Origin of the sequence: Arsenicibacter rosenii (genome assembly GCF_001870735.1) — a bacterium.
In the GTDB taxonomy this organism is placed as follows: domain Bacteria; phylum Bacteroidota; class Bacteroidia; order Cytophagales; family Spirosomataceae; genus Arsenicibacter; species Arsenicibacter rosenii.
In genome coordinates, this window is record NZ_MORL01000001.1 from 580,039 (window position 1) to 595,579 (window position 15,541).

The 15,541-nt window shown below is 53.0% G+C and carries 13 protein-coding genes; 8 read left to right on the forward strand and 5 right to left on the reverse strand.

The genetic code is table 11. The features are described 5' to 3' along the window. The first annotated feature begins 72 nt into the window (after positions 1 to 72). Genes BLX24_RS02155 through BLX24_RS02170 form a run of 4 tightly spaced genes read left to right on the forward strand, consistent with a single transcriptional unit; the run spans position 73 to position 2,843 of the window. Entirely contained in the window at positions 73 to 945 is an 873-nt protein-coding gene (locus BLX24_RS02155; RefSeq protein ID WP_071501414.1) for an ABC transporter ATP-binding protein, read from the forward strand. Next, entirely contained in the window at positions 942 to 1,763 is an 822-nt protein-coding gene (locus BLX24_RS02160) for a hypothetical protein (RefSeq protein WP_071501415.1), read from the forward strand. The genes BLX24_RS02155 and BLX24_RS02160 overlap by 4 nt, the downstream gene beginning before the upstream one ends. Before the next feature lie 2 nt (positions 1,764 to 1,765). Beyond that, positions 1,766 to 2,167, forward strand: a complete 402-nt coding sequence (locus BLX24_RS02165; RefSeq protein ID WP_071501416.1) for a GntR family transcriptional regulator — start codon at positions 1,766 to 1,768, stop codon at positions 2,165 to 2,167. Further along, entirely contained in the window at positions 2,154 to 2,843 is a 690-nt protein-coding gene (locus tag BLX24_RS02170) for a hypothetical protein (protein WP_071501417.1), read from the forward strand. Before BLX24_RS02165 ends, BLX24_RS02170 begins: the two co-directional genes overlap by 14 nt. 95 nt (positions 2,844 to 2,938) lie before the next feature. On the opposite strand, the gene proB is transcribed toward BLX24_RS02170, so the two are convergent. Beyond that, positions 2,939 to 3,973, reverse strand: a complete 1,035-nt coding sequence (gene proB / locus BLX24_RS02175; protein WP_071501418.1) for a glutamate 5-kinase — start codon at positions 3,971 to 3,973, stop codon at positions 2,939 to 2,941. A 154-nt stretch (positions 3,974 to 4,127) separates the two neighbouring features. Further along, positions 4,128 to 5,690, reverse strand: a complete 1,563-nt coding sequence (locus BLX24_RS02180; RefSeq protein ID WP_071501419.1) for an FMN-binding glutamate synthase family protein — start codon at positions 5,688 to 5,690, stop codon at positions 4,128 to 4,130. Between the two features lie 487 nt (positions 5,691 to 6,177). Between BLX24_RS02180 and BLX24_RS02185 the strand changes: the two genes are divergently transcribed. From BLX24_RS02185 to BLX24_RS02200, 4 genes are all read left to right on the forward strand, one after another. Beyond that, positions 6,178 to 7,770, forward strand: a complete 1,593-nt coding sequence (locus tag BLX24_RS02185) for a peptide chain release factor 3 (protein WP_071501420.1) — start codon at positions 6,178 to 6,180, stop codon at positions 7,768 to 7,770. A 56-nt stretch (positions 7,771 to 7,826) separates the two neighbouring features. Then, positions 7,827 to 8,060 (forward strand): hypothetical protein, encoded by a 234-nt coding sequence (locus tag BLX24_RS02190; RefSeq protein ID WP_071501421.1) that lies wholly within the window; start codon positions 7,827 to 7,829, stop codon positions 8,058 to 8,060. 178 nt (positions 8,061 to 8,238) lie between these two features. Beyond that, a complete protein-coding gene (locus BLX24_RS02195; RefSeq protein ID WP_071501422.1) occupies positions 8,239 to 9,984 on the forward strand; it encodes an alpha-amylase family glycosyl hydrolase in 1,746 nt (581 codons plus the stop codon). A gap of 59 nt (positions 9,985 to 10,043) precedes the next feature. Beyond that, positions 10,044 to 10,910 carry an N-acetylmuramoyl-L-alanine amidase-like domain-containing protein gene (locus BLX24_RS02200; protein ID WP_071501423.1) on the forward strand — a complete coding sequence of 289 codons (867 nt, stop codon included), beginning with the start codon at positions 10,044 to 10,046 and terminating at the stop codon, positions 10,908 to 10,910. 48 nt (positions 10,911 to 10,958) lie between these two features. Here BLX24_RS02200 and BLX24_RS02205 read toward each other — a convergent pair whose 3' ends face one another. The 3 genes from BLX24_RS02205 to BLX24_RS02215 all read right to left on the reverse strand — a co-directional run bounded on the left by BLX24_RS02205 (position 10,959) and on the right by BLX24_RS02215 (position 15,523). Next, positions 10,959 to 11,501, reverse strand: coding sequence for an RNA polymerase sigma factor (locus BLX24_RS02205; protein ID WP_071501424.1), 543 nt, complete (start codon positions 11,499 to 11,501; stop codon positions 10,959 to 10,961). Between the two features lie 232 nt (positions 11,502 to 11,733). Beyond that, complete coding sequence (locus BLX24_RS02210) at positions 11,734 to 13,140, reverse strand: capsule assembly Wzi family protein (protein ID WP_229201676.1); 1,407 nt, start codon at positions 13,138 to 13,140, stop codon at positions 11,734 to 11,736. A gap of 529 nt (positions 13,141 to 13,669) precedes the next feature. Then, the gene (locus BLX24_RS02215; RefSeq protein ID WP_071501785.1) at positions 13,670 to 15,523 is read right to left on the reverse strand and encodes a M61 family metallopeptidase; all 1,854 of its coding nucleotides are present in this window, start codon (positions 15,521 to 15,523) and stop codon (positions 13,670 to 13,672) included. Positions 15,524 to 15,541: the final 18 nt, after the last annotated feature.

Sequence of the window (15,541 nt, forward strand, 5' to 3'; positions counted from 1 at the left end):
CCCCTTGCGAATACAAAAATATCCTGTACTATTGTAGTGTACTATTTAACTAATACACTAAAACGGTACAACATGATCCAGATCACCAATCTACACTTTGCGTACGGGAAGCGGCGGGTGCTGTACGACGGACTGACCCTGCGCTTATCGCCCGGTTCGATTTACGGGCTGTTAGGGCCGAACGGCGCCGGTAAATCCACTCTTTTCCGCCTGATGGCGGGGCTTTTGTTTCCCAAACAGGGAGCGATTCAGGTGGCGGGACACGACCCTGCCAAACGACGGCCGGCCTTTTTGCAGGATATCTTTCTGCTACCCGAAGAGGTCTACACCCCGGCCATGCGGATCCGGGAATACGTGACGCTGAATGCACCGTTCTACCCGCGGTTTGATTACCGGCAGTTTGCGGGTTATCTGGCGGAATTCGGGCTGACGGAAGACGAACGCCTGAACGAGATTTCGTACGGACAAAAGAAAAAGGTCCTGATCGGGTTTGGCCTGGCGACGAATACGGCGGTGCTGCTGATGGATGAACCCACCAACGGGCTGGATATTCCGTCGAAAGCGCAGTTTCGCCGGTTAGTAGCCGGAGCCGCAGATGAAAACCGGATTGTGGTGATTTCCACCCATCAGGTCCGCGACCTGGAGACACTGATTGATCCGGTGATTATCCTGACGGAAGGGCATCAGGTCATTCAGGCTCCGATGGAGGTGATCAGTGAACGGCTCTGGTTTGGCCTCGTGCCGCGGCTGGAAGACGTTCAGGGAACCATTTTTTACTCCGAGCGGGCCATCGGCGGCTATGCGGTTGTGGCCCGGCCGGATGCAGTGCGGCTGCGCCAAGCCATGAGCCGGGTCGATCTGGAGTGGTTATTCAATGCCGTACAAGCCCATCCTGACTATATGCACACCCTTTTTTCTGACACCAAAACCCTCACACACGCATGAACCAGTTCTTTTCATTGTCGCGCTTCCGGCTCCTGCTGATCAAGAATGTCAGGGAGCAAAAATCGGCCCTGATCGGGGCTGCTCTGGTAACTACGTTGATACAGGCGGGGTTTGGGCTTACCATTGTCTACAGCGGAATGCCCGGGAATATGGATTCAGTAAGGGCCAATCTATTCGCGGTCATGGGGCTGTTGCTGTGGGGTGTTTTTACCTGGCAGATTACCAGCGAACTCAATGAACGGGACAAAGGGATGATGACCTGGCTGATGCCTGCCTCTGTTTTTGAAAAGGTGCTGTCGCTCTGGGTGATTACAGGAATAGGCTTTGCCCTGTGGTATACCTTAAGCTTTATGCTGATTGACAGCCTGGGTACCTATTATGTAAATCATAAAACATGGTCGCCGGAAGACATGCGCCTTATGAAAGAATTCGGGGAAACGCTTCCTGTCAGAACGTTTGCCTTAGGGGATATTCATAAAGCCGCTTTAGTCGGGTTTTTAGCTATAATCAATCCATTGGCTATGTTCGCAACGCTTTTTTTCCGGCGATACAGTCTGGTATTCGGGGTTTTGCTGGTAGTCGGGGTGATGGTTGAAGTCGTTTGGCTGAATGGTCAGATCTTTCATTGGCTAACCGGATACCATGTTAATTCCCCTTTTGAATCAGTAATAAAAGTGTACAAAAGAGACGTAAGCGGAAGCCGTGATTTAGTCGTACCGGCAGGGTTGAGTAATACCATCCGGGGGATTATCGGCGTGCTTTCCGTAGGGTTGCTGTACGCGGCGGCCTATTTCAGGTTTAAAGAAAGGGAGGTATAAGTATGGAGTTCAGAGATAAGCAGGCGATCTATTTACAGATTGCCGAATACATCAGCGAGCAGATTCTGCTAAACCGGTGGCCGGCCGGTGAGCGTTTACCATCCGTCCGTGACCTGGCCGCCGAACTGGCCGTTAATCCCAATACCATCATGCGAACCATTGACTTCCTGAACCAGAAAGAAATCATTACCAATAAACGCGGCATCGGAAATTTCATCACCGACGACGCCGAAAGCCGGATTAAGGCCTTCCGCCGTGATCAGTTCATGGAGGCCGAACTGCCCCAGCTGTTCAGAAACATGTACCTGCTGGGTATTGATCTGCAGGAAATCGGGAAACGATATACTGCTTTTGTTGAATCGAACTTTAACCACGCCAACCACGAAAAAAATGAAAACCAGTAGTCTGCTGTTTCTGTCTGCCCTTGTCGTGATCGTGGCGGGCATGACGTCGTTTAACCTGTTGTTCAAACGGGAGGCCGAAAAAATTGATTGGTCGAACCCCTATCAGTTCTACAAACCGGTATCCGTACAAACCGTCCGGGCGGTTGTGGTCACCGGCTCGCCGTACATGGAGGTATTCATTCAGCACAGTAAACAAACGGAAGCGCTGGTATATCCGGAGGATACAGCACGGATTACTTGCCGCCAGGTCGCCGATACGTTGTTTATCAACATCGCTCCTGACCGGTATTCCGTTCGCCCAAAGGATATTACGGCCCGGTCGCTTCCGGTACGGGTTCTCGTCCGGACGCCGGAAATCAGGCTGGTTAAAGGCGACCGTGCACACATTTTTGTCCAGGATTTTACCCTTGATTCGCTGACGGTCGATGCGTCGTTTACGCGGATGAGCCTTGACCACACCGATGTGAAGCAGTTGCTGACCGTTGATTTGCGGAAGGAAAGCTTTATGCAGTTCGGGGGCGGGCAATACGGGACGCTGAAGCTCAGCGTGCATGACGCCAGCGGCTTTGATTTACAGCGTGCGGACATAACCCGTTTTGAGCCTGCCATTTCGGATAAAACTGAAGTCCGGCTACAGGGCAACACCCTGAAATGGCTTAACTGGAAACGCCTCTAAGGGCTATGCTGCCTCCTTGCTATGATGGCGTACGGGCGACCCCACGTGGTCGCCCTTTTTGCAGGATTATTGGCACGTGGTCGCCCTTTTTGCCCTTATAACAGGACAATATCACTGGCGTTTGCTACTTCGACATTCGGTTGCTGCAGCTGACCGCCCAGCTCCGCCGACGAAATACGGGCCTTGGCAACCGCCACCGACTGATCTGTCTCATCGACAATTTCGACTACCTCGCCGGCCTCAAAATCGCTTAATACCTCCCGGACACCCACCGCCAGCAGGCTGCTCCGCCGCAGCAGGGCCTTAACCGCGCCCGCATCCACGCGCAGCTGTCCGGCGGCTAAACTGCCGCTGCCCAGCCACCGGTTGCGGGCCGAGAGCGATACCGGCTGCGGATCAAACCGGGTGCCGGTTTCATCCTGCAAGGCGCGCAGAATCCCGTCCGGATGGTTGATGCCGAAGATAACCACTTTAATACCCATGCGGGTCGCCAGCTTGGCAAAGGTCAGTTTCGACGACATCCCGCCGAGTCCCTGTGCCGACTTATCTGTCCGGACCACCCCGAACACGTCTTCCGTCAGGCTGGGAACATGGCGGATAATCTGCCCTTCGTGGTCGAGCAGTCCGCCCACCGACGTACAGAGCAGCATGGCTTCGGCCCCAAACCCGACGGCCATCAGCGTGGCCAGTTCGTCGTTATCGGAAAACTTCAGCTCGCGGTTACTGACCACGTCGTTTTCGTTGGCAATCGGAATAATATCATTTTCCCAGAGCTCTTCGTAGGTCTGTTTGAGTTGCAGGAACTGATCGCGGTTGGCAAAGTGATGGCGCTCACACAGGCTTTGGGCAATAGATACCCCATAGACCGCAAAGAAGCGGCTGTAAATATTCAGGAGCAGCAGATTGCCGACCGCTGCGGCGGCCTTGCGCTGGATAATATCGCCCCGGAAGTCGCGGATAGAAGCCTTCCCGGCACCCACCGCCCCCGACGAAACCAGCACAATCCGGTACTGCCGGTGGAGGATGGCAATCTGACGGGCAATGTCAACAAGAACCGGCTCGTTGGGTTCACCATTCGGTTTGGTGATCGAAGCCGTACCAAATTTAAGTACTAAAACGGGCTTAGCCATGCGGCAAATATACCGGATGTTTTCCGATGAATACCTGCCAAAACCGGATTTTAGGGCTACTTAACAGTGTTAGATAATGTAATACCGGCCAAAAAAAGGCCGTTTGCCCGGCAACACCAGACAAACGGCCTTTGCGTATTAATCACATGCGGGCTTAGGCATTGGCCGGTTTCCGGTCCAGGTGAGGGCTTTTCAGCAGGGCTGCCAACCCATCAAAGGCGACGGGATCTTTGTCGTAGCCGTAGGTAACCGAGAGCGGTTTGGTATGGTTGTTATCGCCCATGGCCACGTCGACGTCGTCCATCGTAAACTGGCAGGGGTGTTCGTAGCCGAGGGCGTGGCAAATGTCGAGTACCTCCTTGGTGAGGGTCTTCATGTAATTTTGAAAACGCTCGCTTTTCAGCGTCGGATCAATACCGGCCTGCAGCCATTTATTCTGGGTCGCCACCCCCGACGGGCAGCGGTTGGTATGGCAGATCTGCGCCTGAATGCAGCCGATCGACAGCATGGCCTCGCGGGCGATATTGACCAGATCAGCCCCCATCGCAAACGCCATCACTGCCGAGTCGGGCAGCCCCAGTTTGCCGGATGCGATAAAGGTCAGGTGTTGGGTCAGGCCCCGTTGTTGAAAGATCTGGTAGACCTTGCTGAACCCATACACAAAGGGCAGTGACACGTGGTCGGCAAACGATGGCGGGGCGGCACCCGTGCCACCTTCACCGCCGTCGATGGCGATAAAGTCAGGGCCTTTGCCGGTGGCCTGCATGTAGTCGGCCAGTTCTTCCCACATCTCCAGTTTCCCGACGGCCGACTTAATGCCGACGGGCAGGCCGGTCTTATCGGCCATCGCCTCGATAAACGCCACCATCTCCGGAATGTTGGCGAATGCCGAATGGGCGGCGGGGGAGATGACGTCCCGGCCCATTGGAATATGCCGGATGTCCGCAATCTCCTGCGTAATCTTGGCGGCAGGCAGCACTCCGCCCTTGCCCGGCTTAGCCCCCTGCGACAGCTTCAGTTCCAGCATCCGGATAAAGGGATACTGTTCGGTCAGCCGGACGAGCTTATCCATCACAAAGTTGCCGTCGTCGTCGCGGATACCGAAGTAGGCCGTCCCGATGTTAAAGACCACGTCGGCGCCGTTTTTATGGTAGTTCGACAGGCCACCCTCGCCGGTGTTGTGGTAACAGCCAAAGGCTTTGGCGCCCATGTTCAGCGCCTGTACGGCGGAGGCCGACAGGGAGCCGAAGCTCATGCCGCTGATGTTGATGACCGAGCCGGGATGATAGGGTTTGCGCCGGTTATGGTATTGTCCGATGATTTTGGCCGACGGGCAGTGATAGGGATCCGCCACGGTCGGATGATCCTTTGGCAGCCGCAGGGGCAGCAGGGCTGGTTTGATAAAGACATAGCCGGCACTGTGGATGTCCTGATCGGTGCCAAAGCCCTGAAAGTTGTTTTCCTTTTTCGACGAAGCGTAGATCCAGGAACGCTGCCGGCGGTTAAACGGCAGTTCCTCGCGGTTATTCGCCACGATATACTGCCGCAGTTCGGGACCGATGGTTTCGATCATGTACCGGAAGTTGCCGATAACCGGAAAGTTATGCCGGATGGTGTGTTTACGTTGCAGTATGTCGCGGAGCGCAACGAGAAACAGGACAAGTACGGCCCATCCCCACCACGGGACTGCCGCAATACGGTCGGTGAATTGATCCATAAATTTAAGCGTATACCGGTCCGGACAGCGTGGGCCGCCGGTCCGGTGAATGGTTTACATGTTAACGTAAAACGTCCGGTAAAGTTGGTAAAATACCTGAAGCATCACCATGCCCGGTGTAAATTTTACCACGTAGGGGCGACCCCACGTGGTCGCCCGATAATATGCATCGTGGTCGCCCGATAATATGCATCGTGGTCGCCCGATAATATGCATCGTGGTCGCCCGATAATATGCATCGTGGTCGCCCGATAATATGCATCATGGTCGCCCAATAATGCGCATCGTGGTCGCCCGATAATGCGCATCGTGGTCGCCCGATAATATGCATCGTGGTCGCCCGATCATGCGGATCATGGTCGCCCTGCCAATGTTTTCATATCGTGGTTGCGCACAAAATAATGTATCTTTGTAGTTTAATTCTGAGAAAAGTACAAACCCCTGCCGGATAAACGTGTATCAGACACGCAGGCAGTATTTGTTTGACATGAATAAAGAACAGGAAATTGCCCGTCGGCGGACGTTCGCGATCATTAGCCACCCGGATGCCGGTAAAACCACGCTCACCGAAAAACTGCTGCTTTTCGGCGGTGCCATTCAGACCGCAGGCGCTGTAAAATCGAACAAGATCAAGAAGTCAGCTACCTCTGACTTTATGGAAATCGAGAAGCAGCGGGGCATCTCGGTGGCCACGTCGGTGATGACGTTTGAGTACAATAATTTAAAAATCAACATCCTGGATACGCCGGGACACAAAGACTTTGCCGAGGATACCTACCGGACGCTGACGGCGGTCGATAGTGTGATTCTGGTCATCGACTGCGTTAAGGGAGTCGAGGAACAAACCGAGCGGCTGATGGAAGTTTGCCGGATGCGCGATACGCCGGTAATTATTTTCATTAACAAGCTTGACCGCGAAGGCCGTAATCCGTTCGATCTGCTCGACGAACTGGAAGAAAAGCTCAGCATCCGCGTGCGCCCGCTGGCCTGGCCGGTCAATATGGGGTCCGACTTCAAAGGCGTATACAGCCTGTACGACAAAAAGCTGAACTTTTTCAAGGTCAACAAAACGCGGGTAGAAGACGACGTGCTGCCGATTGAGATCAACGATCCGGTGCTCGATGCCAAAGTGGGTCAGCGGGACGCCGGACAGCTGCGGGAAGACGTAGAACTGATTGAAGGGGTATACGACGACTTTGACCGGCAGGCCTACCTCGAAGGCAAGCTGGCACCGGTATTCTTTGGCTCGGCCGTGAATAACTTCGGGGTAAAAGAGTTGCTGGACGCCTTCTGCCAGATTTCACCGGAGCCCATCAGCCGGACAACGGATACACGGGTGGTGCAGCCGGACGAAGCAAAATTCAGCGGTTTCATCTTTAAAATCCACGCCAACCTCGACCCCCGCCACCGCGACCGGATTGCATTTCTGCGGGTATGCTCGGGCGTTTTTGAACGGGGTAAGTTCTACCGCCATACGCGGCTGGACAAAAACGTCCGGTTCAGCAGTCCGTTCAGCTTTATGGCCGACAGCAAGAGTGTTCTGGAAGAAGGGTTCCCAGGCGACGTTGTGGGGCTCTACGATACCGGTACGTTTAAAATCGGGGATACGCTGACCGAAGGCGAAGACATGAAGTTCCAGGGGATTCCGAGCTTTTCGCCGGAGATCTTCAAAGAGCTCATCAACCTCGACCCGATGAAAGCCAAGCAGCTCGACAAAGGTATTGAGCAGCTAACCGACGAGGGCGTTGCCCAGCTCTTTACCCTGGTATCGGGTAACCGGAAAATTGTGGGCACGGTGGGGGAACTGCAGTTTGATGTGATTCAGTACCGTCTCGAACACGAATACGGGGCGAAATGCCGCTGGGTACCGCTGAACTACTCCAAAGCCTGCTGGATTACCTCCGATAACGCCCAGAAGCTCGGCGAGTTTATCCGGCTGAAAGGCAATCAGATTGCCTATGACAAGGACCAGCATCCGGTTTTCCTGGCCGAATCTGACTGGATTCTGCGCATGAACCGCGACAATAATCCGGATATCCGGTTCCACCTGACGTCTGAATTCAACGCCGCTGAAGTATAAACCGAAACCATTTTTATCAGGCCGGGTTTGTAGGGTAAACTCATACACTCAACACAATGAAAAAAATCATGCTGGCTGTGGCTGCGGTACTGATGGTATCGGGTGCGGTGTTGGCGCAGGACGTCAACAAAAAGGAAGCAAAGCAAACGGCGAAAATGGCGAAGAAAGAAGCCAAAGCAATGAAAAAAGACGCCGATAAGATGGATAAGGCCGCGGCAAAAGACATGGCAAAGGAAACCAAAAAGGCGGCTAAAAAAGCAAAGAAAATCGCCGGGGATGCGGAGAACTGATAATGCATAAAGCGTGAAAGAGCCAAAGAGCGGAAGAGCGACGGGGATACGGGAGCGCTGCATGAGCCGGCACGCTTTATCGCTTTCATTCTTTCGCTCTTTGTTTTTCTCCCCTAAGCGGGTAGTTTTGTAGATTATAGACAAAACTGCCAAAGCCGTAACGCCTTTTTAACCGGAAATGAATACAACGTCGCCCGTAGCCACGATGGATAAACTCGTTATTTATCAGATATTTACCCGGTTATTCGGGAATAACAATACCACCAACAAAGCCTGGGGAAGCCGCGATGAGAACGGTGTCGGTAAATTTAACGACATTACGGATAAGGCGTTGCAGGAATTAAAACAGTTCGGCGTATCGCATGTCTGGTATACGGGTGTCATTGAGCACGCCATTCAAACTGATTACACCGCAAACGGCATTCCGCCGGACGATCCGGCCGTCGTGAAAGGGAAAGCCGGTTCGCCCTACGCCATTAAGGATTACTACGATATCAACCCGGACCTTGCCGTGGAGGTGCCGAACCGCATGGCGGAGTTTGAGGCGCTGGTCCGTCGGACTAAGGCCAACCGGCTGAAGGTGATTATTGACTTTATCCCCAACCACGTTGCCCGCCAATACCATTCGGATGTCAAGCCCGCCGGCGTCATTGATCTGGGGCAGCAGGATGATCAGACTGTTGGTTTTAAACGGGATAATAACTTTTATTACCTGGTCGGGCAGCAGCTACAGATTCCGGCCGGTGTCGTCACCAGCGACGGGACACCGGTTCATGCCCCCAAACTAAAGGAGTTTCCGGCGAAGGTAACCGGTAATGATGCCGTAACGGCCAGCCCGTCGATCAACGACTGGTACGAGACCGTTAAGCTGAATTACGGGGTGGATATCTTCGATCACGGAAAAACCTATTTTGACCCGGTACCGGCGACCTGGCAGCAAATGCTGGATATTCTGCTTTACTGGGCCGGTAAAGGCGTCGATGGCTTCCGGTGCGATATGGCCCAGATGGTGCCCGTTGAGTTCTGGGAATGGGCCATTCAGCGGGTCAAGGCGGCGCATCCGGGCATTATTTTCATCGCCGAAATCTACGAAGTGGACAAATACCGTCCGTATATTTTTAAAGGCGGGTTTGATTACCTCTACGATAAAGTAGGGTTGTATGACGCCCTCCGCCGGCTGATGGAAGGCCAGGGAACCTGCCGGGACATCACGAAGGTATGGCAGCAGGAGTCCGGCGATTACAGCGGACACATGCTTCGTTTCCTCGAAAACCACGACGAGCAGCGGATTGCCTCCCGTTTTTTTGCCAATGACCCATGGGTAGCCGTGCCGGCAATGACCTTATCGGCGACGCTGCATACGGGGCCGGTCATGCTGTATTTCGGGCAGGAAGTGGGTGTCCGGGCCGAAGGCAGCGAAGGCTTCAGCGGGGACGACGGCCGTACCACCATTTTTGATTATTGGGGTGTAAAGGAATGGCAGGGCTGGATCAACCGGAAAGGCAACGCAGCAGGCCGCTTTGACGGGGCCGGATTAACCGCTGACCAGAAGAAACTACGCGCGTTTTACCAGCAGTTGAATCACCTGGTCAATGGCAGCGACGCCATTCAGCATGGAAAATTCTATGACCTGCAATGGGCAAATGGCCGGACGGCCGGCTATAATCAGGACCGGCAGTATGCTTACCTGCGCCATACCGATAAACAGAAACTGCTGATTGTCTGCAATTTTGACAAAACGCAGCCGTGTCAGACCCGGCTTCACCTACCGGACCATGCGTGGCAAACCATTGGCCTTGAGGCAAAACGCCCCCACCAGTTTACGGATATTTTCCTGACCAACATCCGGCTGGAAACGCAGTCGGGAGAAGATATCGCTCTGGAACTACCACCGCTTGGGGTACTGGTTCTGGAAATACACTGACCGCAGCGTAATAACCAATCCCGTTACCCGATCATTAACCACCACCTGACCGACTATCGATGAAGAGAACCTTTACGACACTATTACTGCTTTTTTCCGGCTGGATCGGGTACGCACAGGAAGCACCGGTACCAGAAACCAGATTTCCTGACCTGCAGGGGGGCAAAACCATCAGTGAGTCCGTTTTGCTGTTCGGCAAGTCATTTATCGGTAAGCCCTATGTAGCCCATACCCTGGAGGGGAATGCGGCCGAGCAACTCGTCGTTAATTTTCAGAAATTTGATTGCACGACGTTTGTGGAATCCGTCATGGGGTTGTCATTTGCCTGGCACGACAGTCAGTTGAAGGCTACGAAAATGAGTCTGGAAGAGACCTATAAACGATACCTGACCAAAATCCGGTACCGGAACGGGCAGCTCGACGGATATGCCAGCCGGTTACACTATTTTTCGGAATGGCTGGCAGATAACGAACGTAAGGGATTGATCCGTGATATAAGCCGGCATTTTCCGGGAAGTATGCAGGTGTCGAAGCCGGTTTCGTACATGACCGCCGCTACCTGGAAATATCCGGCCCTGCAGGACCCGGCGGTCTATAAGCAGATTGTGCAGGCAGAGGCCGCCATCAGCCAGCAGGCCTTTTACTTTATTCCAAAGAAAAACCTGCGTCAGGCCGAGAATCAGCTGCGCGACGGCGATATCATCATGCTGACCGCCGCCCGTACCGGACTGGACATGAAACATTGTGGTTTTGCCGTGTGGCAGAACGGAAAAGTATACCTTTTACACGCCTCGTCGGATTTCGGGATGGTCATGCTGACACGGCAGCCGTTGATCCGGTACGTCATGGACAATAAACGTCTCTCAGGCATCCGCGTGGCCCGTATGAGCCCGAATGCACAGCTGACCGCGTTATTAAATGAATAATGTACAATGCATAATGCAGTCCGGTCATTATTCATTGTACATTAATGACTAGGCCAGATTATAATAGAGTCGTCTGATTTTGTCTCTGGACCGTTTAAGTCTCATTTTGATCGCACTGTCTTTTATATTCAGGGTATGGGCCAGCGCCTTAATATCCTGATCTTCTTCATACTTCAGCCGGAGCAGGGTACGCTCGTCGGCGGGCAGGTATTGTAAAACACGGGACAGGTGGCTGAGCTGGAATTCGATGGTATCGCTTTCCTCATCCGTAAGGGTCTGAATTAATTCTTCTCCGATGCCAACGGTGGTCTGTCGGTTCGCATGGCGGATCTGGTCCATGCAGTAATTGTAGGCAATGGCGTAGAGCCAGGTCGAAAAAGTGGAGCGCTCCTTAAAGTTGGGTAAATTGTGTAAGACCCTCAAAAAGATTTCCTGGGTAAAATCTTCGGCAAGAACAGGGTCTTTAATTAATGAAAAACAACGCCTGTACACTTTCTGGGCATACCGTCTGTAGAGCAATTCGGTATACGTACTCTGACTGGTGACCAAATACTGCGTCACCAGCTCTTCGTCTTTGAGTCGGTTTTTCATGGGTGTTAAGGTATAATTGTGCTTTAGGTATTTCTGCCGGCAGGTGGTGGTTTGGTATTACCTGCGCAGGTAATGATTAAACAATCAACTGTTTATATCATACAAGTATAATCAAAGTGGCAGATATCACCGAAAAAAAAACAGGATAATTCGTGTTTGTCTAGACTATTTCCCTGTGTAGTTACATACAGGTAAGAAAAAAGAGGGCTAAAATTAGCTTTGGCGTGTTTGGTCACTTTATCCTGCTTTCTTTTTTCAGACTGAAAAAGTAACCGGCGTTTCTGCTGAACAGGTTACCAAAGTCAGCGGCAACCGAAGCGGTGGCCGTAACCCCGCCAAACAAGTCAACCGGGGCACTGACGGTAAAGAATCCTGAGAATTGCGGAACAGTGGTAACGAACGGATTTTCGTACGTGCCTTTGTTGAGGCTATACGACAGTTTAGTTTTAAAATAAAAAAAGTCAAGAACCTGTCCGGCGAGGCCGATGTGCCATACGGCTACGCGGTTATTATTGGAGAATTGGTAGTTGGGCAGGTCCTTCCGCAGCTGCGTGGAAGGCGTAATAAAAGGCGTACCAATGGTTTGTCCGAGTCTTGACCAGCCGTCTCTGTATTGGGAGTGGTTAAAGTAATTGTCTTTTCCACGAAGCAGCGGATCATTATCAACAAAGGAACTTCCTCCCTGGCTGTAGGTATTCAGATACTCCAGGGTAACCTGCCGGATCTGAAACCCATCGGGGTTGAGCGGTGTATGAATCCGGATAGAAAGGCCGTTAAGCCCGTCTTTCAGATTGGTGAGGTAATATAGTGAACCGTCTTCGTAAATGCTTTGCCGGTAAATAAAAAGGGTACTGTAGCGGCCACGGTAGGTAAGTCCGGCATCAAGGCTACCGAGGTGGTTCCCGATCCGGTTTTCCCGGTCAAACGTACTGATGCGGGCGGTATCTACGGCTGACCGCGAGCCCAGGCTCGTACCGGTAACCACATCCAGATAATCCCTGAAGGTATTGGGCAGTTGCCCGTTGCGGATCAGCCCGGCCGGCAGCAGACTGCTGCTGCCGGCCCACTGGACCTGGTGATTAAACCCGCCGTAGAGCTGTACCCGCCAGGCCGGTTTGCCCAAACGCCCGTACAGCGCTTTCTGATGCAGGAGGGTATTTTTAACAAACCGGTTTTCTTCAAACCAGCCATGAGCAAACAGACCTTTTACGGCAATAACACCATTCCGCGGCCAATACTCCGGTATCGCCAGCTGGATCTTTAACATCGGCAGACTATTCCCCGACCAGATATAGGAACCTGTTCCCAGGGTAGAGTCGGCCAGACCGATGATTTCGCGGCGCCGGCCACTCCAGATTTCCCACGCGCCGAGTTTTACTTTTACATAGGCTTCCGGCAGCACAAATTGGTAATCATAGCCCGCATTGACAACCGCGTTGAGGCCATAACCCCAGTCGGCCCAACGGTATTTCGCCTTCAGGCTATCCAGTTTTGTTTTGGGCGGTTTATGGTAGTCCACGCTGATCCCCGCGCGGAGGGTCATCAGGGCGTGCTCGCGGGGCACAATGCCATACTGATTGGCCCGCAGCCAGAAGGGGATTTCGCCCGAGGTAGCAAAAAACGTTCCGGCTTCCCCCATGAGGTGAACCGGTTTCCGCATTTGGCAACAGGCCGCAGATGACCACAAAAAAAGGGGAATAGCAAGGTATAGTTTTCTCATAGGCAGGCAACCTGGTCAGATGCATTTCGTTAATGGCTGAAGAGCAAAAATGATGCAAAAGATAGACGGGAGCCGGCCGGAATGGTAACGGATAAAAAGGGGGTCTTCAGGATAATGGCTTATTGTTAAGTAGCTCTGTCGGTACAATAGGTATATTTGATCGGCAAAAATGGCGAGATTGTCTAATTTATTGTGCCTGATTCACCTGTTTTTTGTACTTTTGGAGAAAGTAACCGGTGTCGGAAGCCGGTTGTTTTTAAGATAAGATAAGATTAGAAAGGGACAGCCTCTCTTCATTGAAGGGAGGTTTTGTTTTTTTATGAGCCTAAAGTTAGCTGCCTGTGCGGTGATGGAAGATTAAAATAAGATTAAAATTCTGTTTTTTATAAAGAAAGCCCGATCGCACGACCGGGCTTTTCAATGGATGGCTTTGCGGCTGCGTGTATGATCAGTTAAGGAAGAGCCATTTGCGGAACAAGGTCCGTTGCCGGTCAGTCGGTGCAGAGACCGGGTCCAGCCGGTAGGCCACCAGCGGGTTTTTGCCTAAGGTAACCGGAAATTCCTGAATAAACCCGTTCCGGTTCACCAGTACCCGGATGGTTTGTCCGTTCGGCCGGCCGGCGAGTTGTTTATTAAAGTCATCAACGGTACCTGCGAGCCGGACACTGTCGATGGCCAGCAGTTCATCGCCGACGTTAAGCCCCTGCTGCCAGGCAGGCGAATCGCGGCGAACCCCGCCGACGGTCAGCCGGCCGCCGGCGGCCGAGGCCACAACCCCCAGAAACCCGTCCTGTACCGGCGACGCGTTATTGACCAGCCGCAGGCCTACCGGTTCGAAGAAAGCGTTGTAATCGATGGATTCGGTACCGTATACGTATTTAGTAAAGAAGTCATCCAGTTTACGGCCTCCGGTTTGTTCGAGTGCCTGTTTCAGTTCCTCGTCGGTAAAGCCGCGTTTTTGCTTTTTATAGTACTCGTTGTACATAAACCGCATGACATCATCCAGATTCCGTTCCCCGTTTGTACTGTTAAGGAGGCTCAGGTTCAGTAGGGAGGCCAGCACACTCCCTTTGTTATAGTAGGAAACGGTGCTGTTGGTTGAGTTTTCGTTGGGCCGGTAATACTTGATCCAGGCGTCGAAGCTTGATTCGGCCACCGATTGCTCGCGGTTACCCGGCAGGTTTTCGATGCCGTTAATGTCTGCCGCAATGACGTTGAGGTACTGTTCCGGGGTATGGAAGCCGGCACGCCGCAGGATATAGTCTTCGTAAAACGAGGTAAACCCTTCGGCTTCCCACAACGAGCGGGTATAGTTTTCGTTTTCGTAGTCGAACGGTCCTAAGGCAATGGGCCGCAGCCGTTTTACGTTCCAGAGGTGAAAGTACTCATGGGCCACCAGCGTCAGAAACCCTTTGTAGCTGGCTTCCGTGGCGTAAGCCACACGGTTGGTCTGCAGGGTGGTGGAGTTCTGGTGTTCGAGACCACCGCCCCCCAGGGGGGTATGATGCACAATAAAGGTATAGTCCTTACACGGGTGTTCCCCGAAAATACCGGTTGCGGTTTCGCAGATTTTCCGGTAGTCGGCCGCCAGCCGCCGTTCATCGTAGACGACCTCGCCATACTGGGCAACGGTGTGTGGTACGCCGGCAGCCGTAAAGGAAAAGGTGTCATGGTTGCCGGCTTCGATCGGCGAATCGACCAGCAGGTCAAAGTTGGCCACCTCGTAGGTAAAGGTTCCGTTGGCGGCGCTGACGGGCGGCAGGGCAACGGATACTTTTTTCCAGCCGGAAAAGGGTACGACCGTCAGCCGGGCGGGGAATGTTTTCAGGGCGTCGTGAAATAAAAACAGACTGGCCCCGTTCAGATACCCGTGTGTTTCGTCGACGAACGAGGTCCGTACGCTCAGTTCAAACGCATACACCCGGTAACGGATGGTTACCTGATCAGCGGTGGTGTAGATACGCCAGGCATTTTTCCGGATTTTTTCCGCGCGGACCGGTTGTCCGTTGCTTTGGGCGGAGAAGCCTTCCACATGGCGGGCATATTCGCGGATGAGGTAGGAGCCCGGGGTCCAGACCGGCATTTTCAGGTCGATATACCCGGTCTTCTGCAGGTTGGTAGCCGCCGCAAAACCGGAGAGCTGCATGTCGACTTCGACGTAATGGGTCTGCGGCTGCGGCATGGCAACCTGATACCGGATAACGGGAGAGGGTGCGGCCTCCGGATCAGCGGCCAGGGCGGGCCGGTAACTACTAAACACCAGAATGATCATTAAAAACAGATACTCTAACTTGTTTTTCATACGGAAAACGTAATACAT